General features: G+C 72.3%; 11 protein-coding genes and 1 pseudogene. 11 read left to right on the top strand and 1 reads right to left on the bottom strand.

Translation table 11 applies throughout. The features are described 5' to 3' along the window. Nucleotides 1-40 precede the first annotated feature (40 nt). Nucleotides 41-1,069: a hypothetical protein gene (locus tag ACF09K_RS22415; RefSeq protein ID WP_392246042.1), complete on the bottom strand. Its 1,029-nt coding sequence runs from the start codon at nucleotides 1,067-1,069 to the stop codon at nucleotides 41-43. A 297-nt stretch (nucleotides 1,070-1,366) separates the two neighbouring features. Between ACF09K_RS22415 and uvrC the strand changes: the two genes are divergently transcribed. The 11 genes and pseudogenes from uvrC to ACF09K_RS22360 form a co-directional block, all read left to right on the top strand. Next, nucleotides 1,367-3,511, top strand: coding sequence for an excinuclease ABC subunit UvrC (gene uvrC / locus ACF09K_RS22410; protein ID WP_392246040.1), 2,145 nt, complete (start codon nucleotides 1,367-1,369; stop codon nucleotides 3,509-3,511). Then, nucleotides 3,508-4,656: an RNase adapter RapZ gene (rapZ, locus tag ACF09K_RS22405; RefSeq protein WP_392246038.1), complete on the top strand. Its 1,149-nt coding sequence runs from the start codon at nucleotides 3,508-3,510 to the stop codon at nucleotides 4,654-4,656. Before uvrC ends, rapZ begins: the two co-directional genes overlap by 4 nt. Beyond that, nucleotides 4,653-5,720 carry a uridine diphosphate-N-acetylglucosamine-binding protein YvcK gene (gene yvcK / locus ACF09K_RS22400; protein WP_392246036.1) on the top strand — a complete coding sequence of 356 codons (1,068 nt, stop codon included), beginning with the start codon at nucleotides 4,653-4,655 and terminating at the stop codon, nucleotides 5,718-5,720. Before rapZ ends, yvcK begins: the two co-directional genes overlap by 4 nt. Next, nucleotides 5,711-6,700, top strand: a complete 990-nt coding sequence (gene whiA / locus ACF09K_RS22395; RefSeq protein WP_392246035.1) for a DNA-binding protein WhiA — start codon at nucleotides 5,711-5,713, stop codon at nucleotides 6,698-6,700. Before yvcK ends, whiA begins: the two co-directional genes overlap by 10 nt. Nucleotides 6,701-7,303: 603 nt before the next feature. Next, nucleotides 7,304-10,270, top strand: a complete 2,967-nt coding sequence (locus tag ACF09K_RS22390; RefSeq protein ID WP_392246033.1) for a M14 family zinc carboxypeptidase — start codon at nucleotides 7,304-7,306, stop codon at nucleotides 10,268-10,270. 229 nt (nucleotides 10,271-10,499) lie between these two features. Then, nucleotides 10,500-11,510, top strand: a complete 1,011-nt coding sequence (gene gap / locus ACF09K_RS22385; protein WP_392246032.1) for a type I glyceraldehyde-3-phosphate dehydrogenase — start codon at nucleotides 10,500-10,502, stop codon at nucleotides 11,508-11,510. 132 nt (nucleotides 11,511-11,642) lie between these two features. Then, nucleotides 11,643-12,854, top strand: coding sequence for a phosphoglycerate kinase (locus ACF09K_RS22380; RefSeq protein ID WP_392246030.1), 1,212 nt, complete (start codon nucleotides 11,643-11,645; stop codon nucleotides 12,852-12,854). A 6-nt stretch (nucleotides 12,855-12,860) separates the two neighbouring features. Then, complete coding sequence (gene tpiA / locus ACF09K_RS22375; protein ID WP_392246028.1) at nucleotides 12,861-13,637, top strand: triose-phosphate isomerase; 777 nt, start codon at nucleotides 12,861-12,863, stop codon at nucleotides 13,635-13,637. A gap of 111 nt (nucleotides 13,638-13,748) precedes the next feature. Continuing rightward, nucleotides 13,749-13,979 carry a preprotein translocase subunit SecG gene (secG, locus tag ACF09K_RS22370; protein ID WP_356569274.1) on the top strand — a complete coding sequence of 77 codons (231 nt, stop codon included), beginning with the start codon at nucleotides 13,749-13,751 and terminating at the stop codon, nucleotides 13,977-13,979. A 209-nt stretch (nucleotides 13,980-14,188) separates the two neighbouring features. Continuing rightward, entirely contained in the window at nucleotides 14,189-14,524 is a 336-nt protein-coding gene (locus ACF09K_RS22365; protein WP_356569151.1) for an RNA polymerase-binding protein RbpA, read from the top strand. 329 nt (nucleotides 14,525-14,853) lie between these two features. Then, nucleotides 14,854-15,161: pseudogene (locus ACF09K_RS22360) on the top strand (glucose-6-phosphate isomerase); the annotation flags it as partial.

Genomic DNA, 15,161 nt, shown 5'->3' with positions numbered 1-15,161 from the left:
CGTTCTCCTGCCGCCGTCCCGCCCGCCGGGGACCGCCCGTTCACTCCCAGTCCCACCCGATGCCCACCATGCCCGGCCGCACCCGCGGCTCGACGAGGTGCACCGAGCGGTGGCGTCGGCTGAGGACGAGCTCCCGACGGCTGCCGCGCGGGGCCGCCGGGGAGTGCCGCGTGAAGCGGTGGCAGCGCACCGGTACGGCGCTCTCGTCGAACCGGACCTGGAGGGTGTACTGGCCGCCGGGGGCGCCGAAGCCGCGGACGTACTCGCGGGCGGCCCCGCCGGTGCCGTCCTGGACGCCGTAGCCGAAGAGGAAGGTGTCGCCGGCGCGCAGGCGGGTGTCGAAGAGGAACTCGGCCACCAGGACGCCGGTGCCGTGGTGCCGGCGGACGCGGCCGGTCCGGCAGTTCTCCAGGGCGCGCACGGACATCCGTTCCGGGGCGCAGCCGGGGTCCCCGCGGTGGACCGCGACGAAACGGTCGACGCCGTCACGGTGGGCGCGGACGACATGCTGCGACTCGTGCCCCAGCAGTTCGCGGCAGGCCCCGACGCGGACCCGCTCGTGGTGGCCCAGGGCGTGCAGCCCGTCGTCCAGGGGGCACTCCAGTTCGGCGAAGAGTTCCTCCAGCACGTTCGAGGCCTCCAGGAACGACCGGTACGTGCGGCCGGCCGGCCCTGTGGCGGGCACCTTGGCGCCGGGCTCCGCGAGCAGCCGGATCAGGGACTCGTCCGGCAGCCGGAGGATCTCCTCCAGGGCGCGCACGGCCCGCAGCGACTCCGGGCGCTGCGGGCGCCGGGCCCCCTGCTGCCAGTAGCTCAGGCTCGTGACCCCGACCTTGACCCCGCGCCGCGACAGGTGGTGCTGGACGCGCTGGAGGGGCAGCCCCCGGGCGGCGATCGCGGCACGCAGGGCGACGTGGAAGGGGCCGCCGCTCAGGACCCCGTCGAGTTCGGCGGCGGCACCGGGCCCGGGCCGGGCGCCGGCCACCGCGTCGGGCTCCGGGCCGGCCTCCGCGGAGGTCTCCGTGGCGGTGTGCGCGTCGGCGTCCGCGTGCTGTGGGGCGTGCGGCATGCAGGGGCCTCTCTGTGAATGCTCGCGGCGGCTTCGGGCCGTTCGCGTGAGTGTCCGGGCCGCCCCCGCCGGCCGGGCGTCCGGGCTGCCCCGGCGACGCGGGCGCGCCCTCACCTCCGCGGCGCGCGGTCCACCGCCCGGAGTTCCCCGCATTGAAGCGCGTCGGCATGGTCCCGACAACAGGTGACGCCGGAACGCGGCGCGACCGTGGCCGAGTCGGCGCCCCCGCCCCGAGCGCCCCGCGCCGTCGTCCACAGCCCCGTCCGACTGTCACCGCACGCCAGTAGGGTGTGAGACATGGCCGACCCCTCCAGCTACCGCCCCAAGCCGGGACAGATCCCCGACTCCCCCGGGGTGTACCGGTTCCGCGACGAGCACCGCCGGGTGATCTACGTCGGAAAGGCGAAAAGCCTGCGCCAGCGCCTGGCGAACTACTTCCAGGACCTGGCGGGCCTCCACCCGCGCACCCGCACGATGGTCACGACGGCCGCGTCCGTCGAGTGGACCGTGGTGTCCACGGAGGTCGAGGCGCTCCAGCTGGAGTACTCGTGGATCAAGGAGTACGACCCCCGGTTCAACGTCAAGTACCGCGACGACAAGAGCTACCCGTACCTCGCGGTGACGATGAACGAGGAGTTCCCGCGCGCGCAGGTGATGCGCGGGCACAAGAAGAAGGGCGTCAGGTACTTCGGGCCGTACGCGCACGCGTGGGCGATCCGCGACACCGTCGACCTCCTCCTGCGGGTCTTCCCGGTCCGCACCTGCTCGGCCGGCGTCTTCAAGAACGCCGCCCGCACCGGCCGCCCCTGCCTGCTCGGCTACATCGGCAAGTGCTCCGCGCCCTGCGTCGGCCGGATCTCGCCCGACGACCACTGGGAACTGGCGGACGAGTTCTGCGACTTCATGACCGGCCGCACCGGCACCTACCTGCGCCGCCTGGAGAAGCAGATGGCGCAGGCGGCCGAGGAGATGGAGTACGAGCGGGCCGCCCGCCTGCGCGACGACATAGGGGCCCTGAAGAAGGCCATGGAGAAGAACGCGGTCGTGCTCGCCGACGCGACCGACGCCGACCTGATCGCGGTCGCCGAGGACGAGCTGGAGGCGGCCGTCCAGATCTTCCACGTCCGCGGCGGACGCGTCCGCGGCCAGCGCGGCTGGGTCACCGACAAGGTCGAGGAGATCACCACCGGCGCCCTCGTCGAACACGCCCTCCAGCAGCTCTATGGCGAGGAGACCGGTGACGCGGTGCCCAAGGAGGTCCTGGTCCCCGCCCTGCCCGATCCGCTGGAACCGGTCCAGGAGTGGCTCACCGCCCGCCGCGGATCCAACGTCTCGCTGCGCGTCCCCCAGCGCGGCGACAAGCGGGCCCTGATGGAGACCGTGGAGCGCAACGCCCAGCAGGGCCTCGCCCTGCACAAGACCAAGCGCGCCTCCGACCTCACCACCCGCTCGCGCGCGCTGGAGGAGATCGCCGACGCCCTGGGCCTGGACAGCGCCCCGCTGCGGATCGAGTGCTACGACATCTCGCACCTCCAGGGCGACGACGTCGTGGCCTCCATGGTCGTCTTCGAGGACGGCCTGGCCCGCAAGAGCGAGTACCGCCGCTTCCAGATCAAGGGCTTCGAGGGCCAGGACGACGTCCGCTCGATGCACGAGGTGATCACCCGCCGCTTCCGCCGCTACCTCGCCGACAAGGAGCGGACGGGGGAGTGGGGCGACGGCGGCGCGGACACCGTCGACGGCTCCGCCGAGATCCCCGCCGGAGCCGGAGCCGGAGCCGGAGCCGGAGCTGGAGCCGGTGCCGGTACCGTCGCCGTCGACGGCCCGGTCGCCGACAGCCTCACCGAGGACGACGGCCGGCCCAGGCGGTTCGCCTACCCGCCCCAGCTCGTCGTCGTGGACGGCGGCCGGCCCCAGGTGGCGGCGGCCAAGCGGGCGCTCGACGAGCTGGGCGTCGACGACGTCGCCGTCTGCGGCCTCGCCAAGCGCCTGGAGGAGGTCTGGCTGCCGGACGACGACGACCCCGTGATCCTGCCGCGCAGCAGCGAGGGCCTCTACCTGCTCCAGCGGGTCCGTGACGAGGCGCACCGCTTCGCGATCACCTACCAGCGGACCAAGCGGGCCAAGCGGTTCCGCGCCGGCCCGCTGGACGACGTGCCGGGCCTCGGCGAAACGCGCAAGCAGGCGCTCATCAAGCACTTCGGTTCGGTGAAGAGGCTGCGTGCGGCGACGATCGACCAGATCTGCGAGGTGCCCGGCATCGGCCGCAAGACGGCCGAGACGATCGCCGTGGCCTTCGCCGGGGCGGCCGCGCCCGCACCCGCCGTGAACACGGCGACCGGAGAGATCATGGACGAGGGGGAGACCGACACGACGGCGGACTCCCCCGGGGAGCCCGTGGCCGCGGGAGCCCCGGAAGACCGACGGGGGCAGGAGACATGACCGAGCACGACGCACGACCCGCACCGGAGCGAGAACCCACGCCCGCGCCCACGGCGCAGCCCGGGCCCGAGGCGCAGCCCGCGCCCACGGCGACGGCGGGGACCACCCCTCAGCAAAACCACAGCCGGACCAGCGACGATCACCCTCAGCACCACCCCCGGCACGACGCGGGCCCCGCCGGGGCCGGACACCCCGTGGACGCCCCCGGCGCCGCGCACACCGCAGGTCACGAAGACGGAGCACAGGTGAGTACCGACGTCACGCCGCCCGGGATCCCCGAGGCCGCCATCCCCGAGCTGGTGATCATCTCCGGCATGTCCGGGGCCGGCCGCTCGACGGCCGCCAAGTGTCTGGAGGACCTCGGCTGGTTCGTCGTCGACAACCTCCCGCCCGCCCTGATCCCCACCATGGTGGAGCTGGGCGCCCGCTCCCAGGGCAACGTGGCGCGGATCGCGGTCGTCGTCGACGTGCGCGGCCGCCGGTTCTTCGACAACCTCCGCGAGTCCCTCGCCGACCTCGAGGCCAAGGGCGTCACCCGGCGGATCGTGTTCCTGGAGTCCTCCGACGACGCCCTGGTCCGCCGCTTCGAGTCGGTGCGCCGCCCGCACCCCCTCCAGGGCGACGGCCGGATCGTCGACGGCATCGACGCCGAGCGCGAACTGCTGCGCGAACTGCGCGGCGACGCCGACCTGGTGATCGACACCTCCAGCCTCAACGTGCACGAGCTGCGCGCCAAGATGGACGCCCAGTTCGCCGGCGACGAGGAGCCCGAGCTGCGGGCCACCGTGATGTCCTTCGGCTTCAAGTACGGCCTCCCGGTGGACGCCGACCTGGTCGTGGACATGCGCTTCCTGCCCAACCCGCACTGGGTCCCGGAGCTGCGCCCCTTCACCGGGCTGAACGAGGAGGTCTCCGCGTACGTCCTGAACCAGCCCGGGGCGAAGGAGTTCCTCGACCGGTACGCCGAACTCCTCCAGCTGGTCGCCGCGGGCTACCGCCGCGAGGGCAAGCGCTACGTGACCGTCGCGGTCGGCTGTACGGGCGGCAAGCACCGCTCGGTCGCGATGTCGGAGAAGCTCGCCGCGCGCCTCGCGGCCGAGGGAGTGGAGACGGTGGTCGTGCACCGGGACATGGGACGGGAATGACGGGACGCACTCCGCGGCTGGGCAGGCTGCGCAGAACGGCGCCGGAGGGGCGCACCGGCCGGCCGGTCGAGGCGCGCGGCGGCAGACCGCGTCGTCGCGGCACCCAGCCCAAGGTCGTCGCCCTCGGCGGCGGCATGGGGCTGTCCGCCTCGCTCACCGCGCTGCGACGGATCACCGGCGACCTCACGGGTGTCGTCACGGTGGCCGACGACGGCGGTTCCAGCGGGCGCCTGCGCGACGAGCTGGGCGTGCTGCCGCCCGGCGACCTGCGCAAGGCCCTGGCCGCCCTGTGCGGCGACGACGACTGGGGCCAGACCTGGGCCCGGGTCATCCAGCACCGCTTCCAGTCCCAGGGCGAGATCAACGGCCACGCCGTCGGCAACCTGCTGATCGTCGCCCTGTGGGAGCAGCTCGGCGACCACGTGCAGGCCCTGGACCTGGTCGGCAAGCTCCTCGGCGCACAGGGCCGCGTGCTGCCCATGTCCGCCGTGCCGCTGGAACTCCAGGCACTGGTCAAGGGGCACGATCCGGCCCGCCCCGAGGACGTCGACACCGTGCGCGGGCAGGCGACCGTCGCGCTCACCACCGGCGAGGTGCAGTCCGTGCACCTCGTGCCGTCCGACCCGCCGGCCGTCCCGGAGGCGGTGGCGGCCGTCCTCGACGCGGACTGGGTGGTGCTCGGCCCCGGTTCCTGGTTCTCGTCGGTCATCCCGCACCTGCTGGTGCCCGAACTGCTGGACGCGCTCACCGAGACGAAGGCCCGCCGGGTACTCTCGCTCAATCTCGCGCCGCAGCCGGGAGAAACCGAGGGCTTCTCCCCGCAGCGTCATTTGGAGGTTTTGGGACGACACGCCCCTAAACTCGCCCTGGACGTGGTGCTGGCCGACGCGGCCGCCGTGCCCGACCGCGACTCCCTCACCGATGCCGCCAAGCGGTTCGGGGCCGCGGTCGAGCTGGCGCCGGTGGCCCGGCCCGACGGCACCCCGAGGCACGACCCGGAGCTGTTGGCCGCCGCGTACGACCGTATTTTTCGGATGCATGGAAGGATCGGCCCATGGCGATGACGGCAGCGGTGAAGGACGAGATCTCCCGGCTCCCCGTCACCCGGACCTGCTGCAGGAAGGCGGAGGTCTCCGCCATCCTGCGGTTCGCCGGCGGCCTCCACCTGGTGAGCGGGCGCATTGTGATCGAGGCGGAGCTGGACACGGCGATGGCGGCCCGCCGGCTCAAGCGGGACGTCCTGGAGATCTTCGGCCACAGTTCGGAACTGATCGTGATGGCGCCCGGCGGTCTGCGCCGCGGCTCGCGTTACGTCGTGCGGGTGGTCGCGGGCGGTGACCAGCTGGCCCGCCAGACCGGTCTGGTGGACGGCCGCGGGCGTCCCATCCGCGGGCTGCCCCCGCAGGTGGTCTCCGGTGCCACCTGTGACGCGGAGGCGGCCTGGCGCGGGGCCTTCCTGGCGCACGGCTCGCTCACCGAACCCGGCCGGTCCTCCTCCCTGGAGGTGACCTGCCCGGGCCCCGAGGCCGCGCTCGCGCTGGTCGGCGCCGCCCGCCGGCTGTCGATCGCCGCGAAGGCCCGCGAGGTGCGCGGAGTCGACCGGGTCGTGGTCCGCGACGGGGACGCGATCGGCGCGCTGCTCACCCGCCTCGGCGCCCACGAGTCGGTGCTGGCCTGGGAGGAGCGACGGATGCGGCGCGAGGTGCGCGCCACGGCGAACCGTCTCGCCAACTTCGACGACGCCAACCTGCGCCGCTCCGCCCGGGCCGCCGTGGCCGCGGGTGCCCGCGTCCAGCGCGCCCTGGAGATCCTCGGCGACGAGGTGCCCGAGCACCTGGCGGCGGCCGGCCGGCTGCGCATGGAGCACAAGCAGGCCTCGCTGGAGGAGCTGGGCGCGCTCGCCGACCCGCCGCTGACCAAGGACGCGGTCGCCGGCCGGATCCGCCGGCTGCTGGCGATGGCCGACAAGCGGGCGTCGGACCTCGGCATCCCGGGCACGGACGCCAACCTCAGCGAGGAACTCGCCGACAACCTGGTGGGCTGACCGCCCGTCCGGGCACGGGCGTCCGCCCGGGCACGGCCGCCCGTCCGGGCTCGGCCGCCCGTCCGGGCACGGGCGTCCGTCCGGGCACGGGCGTCCGTCCGGGCTCGGGCGTCCGGTGCTCCGGCCGACCGGTGCCAGCCTGACCGGGCTCGGTCTCCCGACCGCCTGACCGGACTCCGGCGCACGGCGCCCCCGTCGCCCGGCGTCCCGTCCGCCCGGACTCGGCCGCACGCCGCCCCGCCCCGCCCCACCCCGTTCGGGCCGGGCCGGGCCGGGCCGGGCCCGAACGGCCGGTGAGAGGCACCGCCACACCGGTGCCGACCGCCCCTCCGGGAGACGGCCGGCACCGGCGTCGTCACCCTGCAACACCTGCGTCGTCACCTCCCGCGCCACCGGCGTCGTCCCTCCGCCCCACCGGCGTCGTCCCCCTCGCCCCACCGCTCTCCTCACGGCCCGCGACACCGGCCTTCCCCCTCCCCGGGACCCCTCGCCGACGCCAACTTCCCACCACCGGGGCCTTCTTGACGCACCCTTGACTCGATCATGAACAGTCATGAGCCTGACTCTGTCCGCCGCCGTGGCGGACCCACGCAAGGGGGGTCCATGAGACGTAGAGCGAGATCGATCCTCGCCGTCGGCGCGCTCCTGATCGGCGGGGCGAGCGTCGCGCCCGTCGCCCGGGCGCAGCCCGCGAGCTCCTCCGACGCCTCCGGCGCGTCCGACGCCGGCGAGGTCAAGGTCTTCCGCGCCGAGGTCACCAAGAAGCAGGTGCCCCTGCTGCTGGCGGCCGGACAGGACGGCCACGAACTCAGCGAGCAGGCGCCCGAGCAGGGCACCGCCACCGTCGAGGTGTACCTCACCGACGACCAGGCGCGGAAGCTGGAGAAGCAGGGCGTCCCGCTCACCGAGCACACCCTCCCCGCCGGGGCGGAGAAGCGCGTGGCGGCCGCGGCCGACGGCGTGTTCCGGCCGTACAGCGGCAGCGGCGGCCTCAAGGAGGAGATCCTCCGCACCGCCCGGGAGAACCCCGCCCTCACCAAGGTCGTCTCCATCGGGAAGACGGTCCGCGGCCAGGACATCCTCGCGCTCAAGCTCACCAAGAACGCGAAGAGGTCCGAGGACGGCTCCAAGCCCTCGGTGCTGTACATGTCCAACCAGCACGCGCGCGAGTGGATCACCCCGGAGATGACCCGGCGGCTGATGCACCACTACCTCGACGGCTACCGCACCGACCGGCGCGTGAAGAAGCTCGTCGACTCGACCGAGCTGTGGTTCGTCCTGTCGGCCAACCCCGACGGCTACGACCACACCTTCCAGGACCCCGCGAACCGCCTGTGGCGCAAGAACCTGCGGGACGTCAACGGCGACGGCGAGATCCGCACCGGCGACGGCGTCGACCTCAACCGCAACTTCGCCTACAAGTGGGGCTACGACGACGAGGGTTCGTCCCCCAACGCCACCAGCCAGACCTACCGCGGCGCGGGCCCGAACTCCGAGCCCGAGACCAAGGCGCTCGACGCCTTCGAGAAGCGCGTCGGCTTCGCCTACGGCATCAACTACCACTCCGCGGCCGAACTCCTCCTCTACGGCGTCGGCTGGCAGGTCGCCACCGGCACCCCGGACGACGTCGCCTACCGGGCGCTGGCCGGCACCCCGGAGAACTCCGCGATCCCCGGCTACCGCCCGCAGGTCTCCTCGGAGCTGTACACCACCAACGGCGAGGCCGACGGCCACGCCGCCAACGTCAACGGCACCGCGATGTTCACCCCCGAGATGTCGACCTGTCAGACGGCCTCGAACATCTCCCCGGACGACCGGTGGAACGCCGCCGACTGCCGGTCGGTGTTCCACTTCCCGGACGACGAGAAGCTGATCCAGCAGGAGTTCGAGAAGAACGTCCCCTTCGCGCTCTCCGTCGCCGAGAGCGCCGCCCGCCCCGACCGGCCGAAGTCCTCCGTGGGCCTGGACGCCGCCGACTTCACCCCGGCGGGCTTCACCACGTCGTACGCGCGCGGCGCCGACCAGGAGGTCTCCGTCGTCGTGCGCAAGGCGGTCCGCGACAAGGAACTCCGGTACCGCGTCAACGGCGGCCGCACGTACGACCAGGCGCTCAGGCCCTGGAAGGGCGGTGAGACCTACGGCGGCGAGGACAACCTGTTCTACGACGAGTACCGGGCCGAGGTCCAGGACGGCGAACCCGGCGACGAGGTCGAGGTGTGGTTCACCGGCGAGACCGCCGACGGCGCGAAGGTCTCCAGCTCGCACTTCACCTACACGATCGCCGAGCGGCCGCGGGCCGACACCCTCGTCGTCGCCGAGGAGGGCGCGACCGCCACGCAGGCGCGGACCTACGTGGACGCGCTCCGGGCCAACGGCCGCAGGGCGGTCGTCTGGGACGTCGCCACGCGGGGCGCGCCCGACGCGCTCGGCGTGCTGAGCCACTTCGGCACGGTCGTCCACTACACGGGAGCGGGTGCCCCCGGCCATCCGACCCAGCTGGAACTGCGCGCCTTCCTCAACGAGGGCGGCAAGCTCATCGAGGCCGGCGAGCTGGCCGGCGGCGACGTCGACCTCGGCGACGGCACCCCGTCCGACGACTTCAGCCAGTACTACCTGGGCGCCTACTCGCGCACGTCCACCCCCGGCGCCACCGGGTTCACCGGCGACGGAGCGCTCTCCGGGTACACCGGACCGCTCGCCGGCGCCCCCGGCAACCCGCTGGACCGGGCCGGCACCTACGGCGTCACCTCCGACGAGCTGCCCGCCGCCACGCACCCGCGGTTCGCGAGCGCGGGAGCGGGACAGTTCGCCGGGACCGTCAACCCGTACGGGCCGTACGCGGGCACGGGCATGGCGGCCGCCGTCCACACCGACGACGCCTACAAGCGCCTCACCCGCACCGTCGACCTCACCGGCGTCACCGCCGCCGACCGGCCCGCCCTGCGCACCCGGCTGCTGTGGGACACCGAGCCGGGCTACGACCACGCGCTGGTCGAGATCCACACCGTCGGGGCCGACGACTGGACGACCCTGCCCGAGGCCGGCGGCGCCACCGGCACCGCCGTACCCGCCGAGTGCGGGGCCGGCTACTACATCGGGGGGCACCCGCAGCTGCGGCACTACCTGACCCTGACGGCGGACGGGTGCACCGCGACCGGCACCACCGGCTCCTGGAACGCCCTCACCGGCGCCTCCAGCGGCTGGCAGCAGGTGGACTTCGACCTGAGCGCCTACGCGGGGAAGTCCGTGGAGGTCTCGCTCGGTTACGTCACCGACCCGGGCGGCGGCGGCCACGGCGTCCTCGCCGACGAGGCCTCGCTCGTCGTGGGCGGCACCGCCACCGGCACCGAGGGCTTCGAGACCTCCCTGGGCGCCTGGCGGGTCGCCGGACCGCCCCCGGGCAGTCCGGCCGTCCTGAAGGACTGGACGCGCACCGGCACGCTGTTCCGGACCCACGGGGCGGTCACCACCGACGACACCGTGCTGCTCGGCTTCGGCCTGGAGCACGTCGCCGCGGCGGCCGACCGCACCGCGCTCATCGGAAAGGCCCTCGACTCACTTGACGACTGACACGCACAGGTCGCCGCGGCACGACACGGAGTGACCGAATCGGCTGTTCGGCCCTCCGGGGCGGGGCGGTCCGTACCCCTACTGGTGGGTACGGACCGCCCTGCCGGGTATGGGCGAAGTCGATGTCACCCCGGCCGCCTCGGAGAGGTAGGGTCGGGGGTGGTCGGGGACATCCCAAATACAGCTCGCCGGCACCTCGTGGCCGGCGTACCAACGAGGAGATCGGTTCGTGACGATCCGCGTAGGCATCAACGGCTTTGGCCGCATCGGTCGTAACTACTTCCGCGCGCTGCTGGAGCAGGGTGCTGACATCGAGATCGTGGCTGTCAACGACCTGGGTGACACCGCGACAACCGCTCACCTGCTCAAGTACGACACCATCCTGGGCCGCCTGAAGGCCGAGGTGTCGCACACCGCCGACACGATCACCGTCGACGGCCACACCATCAAGGTCCTGTCCGAGCGCGACCCCGCCGACATCCCGTGGGGCGACCTCGGCGTCGACATCGTCATCGAGTCGACGGGCATCTTCACCAAGAAGGCCGACGCCGAGAAGCACATCGCCGGCGGCGCCAAGAAGGTCCTCATCTCGGCTCCGGCCAAGGACGAGGACATCACCATCGTGATGGGCGTCAACCAGGACAAGTACGACCCGGCGAACCACCACGTCATCTCCAACGCCTCCTGCACCACCAACTGCGTGGCGCCGATGGCCAAGGTCCTCGACGAGAACTTCGGCATCGTCAAGGGTCTGATGACGACGGTCCACGCGTACACCAACGACCAGCGCATCCTGGACTTCCCGCACAAGGACCTGCGCCGCGCCCGCGCCGCAGCCGAGAACATCATCCCGACCACGACGGGTGCCGCCAAGGCCACCGCCCTGGTCCTGCCGCAGCTCAAGGGCAAGCTCGACGGCATCGCGATGCGCGTCCCGGTCCCGACCGGCTCGGCCACCGACCTGGTCGTGACGCTCCAGCGCGAGGTCACCAAGGACGAGGTCAACGCCGCGTTCAAGAAGGCCGCCGAGGACGGCGACCTCAAGGGCTTCCTGACCTACACCGAGGACCCGATCGTCTCCTCGGACATCGTCAGCGACCCGTCCTCCTGCACCTTCGACTCCTCCCTGACCATGGTCCAGGAGGGCAACACGGTGAAGATCCTCGGCTGGTACGACAACGAGTGGGGCTACTCCAACCGCCTCGTCGACCTGACGGTCTTCGTCGGCGACCAGCTCTGATCGACGGATCAGGCACCTCGATGTGAGGGCAGGGCCCGGACGGCGCGGGGACGCGTCGCCGGGCCCTGACTCACGTGCAGACCGCCCTCTCTACGATCACGGAGAACACGAGTCCTCCCGGGAGCCCCTTACATGAAGACGATCGACGAACTCCTCTCCGAAGGCGTGGCCGGCAAGCGGGTCTTCGTCCGCGCCGACCTCAACGTGCCGCTGGACGGCGGCACGATCACCGACGACGGCCGTATCCGCGCCGTGCTCCCGACCGTCAAGGCCCTCGCGGACGCGGGCGCCAAGGTGGTCGTCGCCTCGCACCTGGGCCGCCCCAAGGGCGCCCCGGACCCGGCCTTCTCGCTCGCCCCGGCCGCCGCGCGCCTCGGCGAACTCCTCGGCGCCGACGTGGCGTTCGCGACCGACACGGTGGGCGACTCCGCCCGCTCGACCGTCGCGGGCCTCACCGACGGGCAGGTCGCCGTCATCGAGAACCTGCGCTTCAACGCGGGCGAGACGGCCAAGGACGACGCCGAGCGCGGCGCCTTCGCCGACCAGCTGGCCGAACTCGCCGACGTGTACGTGGGCGACGGCTTCGGCGCCGTCCACCGCAAGCACGCCTCGGTCTTCGACCTCCCGGCCCGGCTGCCGCACGCCGCCGGCTACCTCATCGCCACCGAGGTCGGCGTCCTGAAGAAGCTCACCGAGAACGTCGAGCGGCCCTACGTGGTCGCCCTCGGCGGATCCAAGGTCTCCGACAAGCTCGCCGTCATCGACCAGCTGCTCGGCAAGGCGGACCGTCTCCTCATCGGCGGCGGCATGGTCTTCACCTTCCTCAAGGCCAAGGGCTACGAGGTCGGCGCCTCGCTGCTCCAGGAGGACCAGATCCCGGTCGTCCGGGAGTACATCGAGCGGGCGGAGAAGAGCGGCGTGGAGCTGGTCCTCCCCGTCGACGTGGTGACCTCCACCGCCTTCCCGGACCTGAAGACCAAGGCGCCGTCCCACCCGAACACCGTCGCCGCGGACGCCATCCCCGCAGGTCAGCTCGGCCTGGACATCGGCCCGGAGACCCGCAAGCTGTACGCCTCGAAGCTCGCCGACGCCGCCACCGTCTTCTGGAACGGCCCGATGGGCGTCTTCGAGCACCCCGACTACGCCGAGGGCACCAAGGCGGTCGCCCAGGCCCTCCTCGACTCCCCGGCCTTCACGGTCGTCGGCGGCGGCGACTCCGCCGCGGCCGTCCGGCTGCTGGGCTTCGACGAGAACGCATTCGGCCACATCTCGACCGGTGGCGGCGCCTCCCTCGAATACCTCGAGGGCAAGACGCTCCCCGGCCTCGCCGCACTGGAGGACTGACCCCGCATGAGCACCCGTACGCCGCTGATGGCGGGCAACTGGAAGATGAACCTCAACCACCTCGAGGCCATCGCCCACACCCAGAAGCTCGCCTTCGCCCTGGCCGACAAGGACTACGAGGCCGTCGAGGTCGCCGTCCTGCCGCCCTTCACCGACCTGCGCTCCGTGCAGACGCTGGTCGAGCACGACAAGCTGAAGATCAAGTACGGCGCCCAGGACATCTCCGCCCACGACGGCGGCGCCTACACCGGCGAGATCTCCGGCCCGATGCTCGCCAAGCTGCGCTGCGCCTACGTCGCGGTCGGCCACTCCGAGCGCCGGCAGTACCACGGCGAGACCGACGAGCAGGTGAACGCCAAGGTCAAGGCCGCCTACAAGCACGGTCTCGTCCCGATCCTGTGCGTCGGCGAGGAACTGGAGGTCCGCGAGGCGGGCAACCACGTGCCGCACACCCTCGCCCAGGTCGAGGGCGGCCTGAAGGACGTCCCGGCCGAGCAGGCCGAGACCGTCGTGATCGCCTACGAGCCGGTGTGGGCCATCGGCACCGGCAAGGTCTGCGGCGCCGAGGACGCCCAGGAGGTCTGCGCGGCCGTCCGCGGCAAGCTCGCCGAGCTGTATTCCCAGGACGTCGCCGACAAGATCCGCATCCAGTACGGCGGCTCGGTGAAGTCGGGCAACGTCGCCGAGATCATGGCGCAGGCCGACATCGACGGCGCGCTGGTCGGCGGCGCTTCACTGGACCACGAGGAGTTCGTCAAGATCGTGCGCTTCCGCGACCAGTGACCGGTCTGTGAGTATGCGGTAGCGGCGATCCGTCGTACCCTTGCGGGGGCACAGCGTGACGCTGTGCCCCCGTCGTCATCCGAATCCGAGGAAGTTGGTCCAGCCGTGGTTTTGGGGTTCTCGATCGCCCTGATCGTCTTCAGCCTGCTGCTGATGCTGCTGGTGCTGATGCACAAGGGGAAGGGCGGCGGCCTCTCCGACATGTTCGGTGGCGGCATGCAGTCCTCCGTCGGCGGCTCCTCGGTCGCCGAGCGCAACCTCGACCGCATCACCGTGGTGATCGGTCTGCTCTGGTTCGCCAGCATCATCGTCCTCGGCATCCTGATGAAGACGAACAGCTGACCAGCTGCTCACCGACACACATTCCGTACGTAAGGCCCCATGTCGGGTACGCGCAGCTGAGCGCGGCCTATCATGGGGCTTGCGTCTACGTGTGGGGGGTTGTATCTCCAATCACTGGACGCGCGTTGGGCCTTACGTAGACTGAGGCGCTCGCAGCGAAGCGAAACGCCGACTCGCTTCGCGGCACCATCACGCAGGGAGTTACAACCGTGGCAAGTGGCAACGCGATCCGGGGAAGCCGGGTCGGGGCGGGGCCGATGGGCGAGGCCGAGCGCGGCGAGTCCGCGCCGCGTGCGCGCATCTCCTTCTGGTGCTCCAACGGGCACGAGACGCAGCCCAGCTTCGCCAGCGACGCACAGGTGCCCGATACCTGGGACTGCCCGCGCTGCGGCTTCCCGGCCGGCCAGGACCGGGACAACCCCCCGGCCCCGCCGCGCACCGAGCCCTACAAGACGCACCTCGCCTACGTGCGGGAGCGGCGCAGCGACGCGGACGGCGAGGCGATCCTCGCCGAGGCGCTCGCCAAACTGCGGGGCGAGATCTAGCAGTCGCGGACCGGCCGGGCGCCCACGGCACTTGGCCGCACCTGTTCCGCGTACCTGCTCCCCGCACCTGTTCCGCGCACCGACGGCCGGGCGCCGTCCGGTGGGCGGACCATGCCGTCCCGTCACCCTCCCCTCTGCCCCCCCCCACGCCTCCCCCTTCACCTTTGTCGGCCGCCACGCCGACACCCGCGGGCCACGCGCACGTACCTCCTGTCGCACCGCGGGACGGTCCTACGACGGCTCACGTCACGCGCTGATCAATTAGGTTGGGACCGCAGCGGGACAAGACGCGCGGCACGGACAGGTGAGAGAAGAGGGCTGGGTCCGACATGAACGCAGACGGCCGTACGAGGCTCGACCAGACGCCCGAGTGGACCGCTCTGGCCAAGCACCGCGAGGAACTCGGCGAGGTGCAGCTGCGCGAGCTGTTCGCCGCCGACCCCGGGCGCGGCAGCGGGTACACACTGCGGGTCGGCGACCTGCGCATCGACTACTCCAAGCAGCTCGTCACCGACGAGACCCTGCGGCTGCTGCGCGAGCTGGCCGCCGCGACGGACGTGTTCGGTCTGCGGGACGCGATGTTGCGTGGGGAGAGGATCAACACCACGGAGGATCGGGCGGTGTTGCACACCGCGTT

This window comes from Streptomyces sp. NPDC014882 (genome assembly GCF_043081325.1).
Lineage (GTDB): Bacteria > Actinomycetota > Actinomycetes > Streptomycetales > Streptomycetaceae > Streptomyces.
This window is presented reverse-complemented; position numbering and strand designations above follow the sequence as displayed.

Bases quoted from the DNA above. Each gene is read 5' to 3' on its own strand.
- tpiA (WP_392246028.1), top strand. From the start codon at position 12,861: ATGAGCACCCGTACGCCGCTGATGGCGGGCAACTGGAAGATGAACCTC.
- whiA (WP_392246035.1), top strand. From the start codon at position 5,711: ATGGCGATGACGGCAGCGGTGAAGGACGAGATCTCCCGGCTCCCCGTC.
- uvrC (WP_392246040.1), top strand. From the start codon at position 1,367: ATGGCCGACCCCTCCAGCTACCGCCCCAAGCCGGGACAGATCCCCGAC.
- ACF09K_RS22380 (WP_392246030.1), top strand. From the start codon at position 11,643: ATGAAGACGATCGACGAACTCCTCTCCGAAGGCGTGGCCGGCAAGCGG.
- yvcK (WP_392246036.1), top strand. From the start codon at position 4,653: ATGACGGGACGCACTCCGCGGCTGGGCAGGCTGCGCAGAACGGCGCCG.
- rapZ (WP_392246038.1), top strand. From the start codon at position 3,508: ATGACCGAGCACGACGCACGACCCGCACCGGAGCGAGAACCCACGCCC.
- ACF09K_RS22390 (WP_392246033.1), top strand. From the start codon at position 7,304: ATGAGACGTAGAGCGAGATCGATCCTCGCCGTCGGCGCGCTCCTGATC.
- ACF09K_RS22415 (WP_392246042.1), bottom strand. From the start codon at position 1,069: ATGCCGCACGCCCCACAGCACGCGGACGCCGACGCGCACACCGCCACG.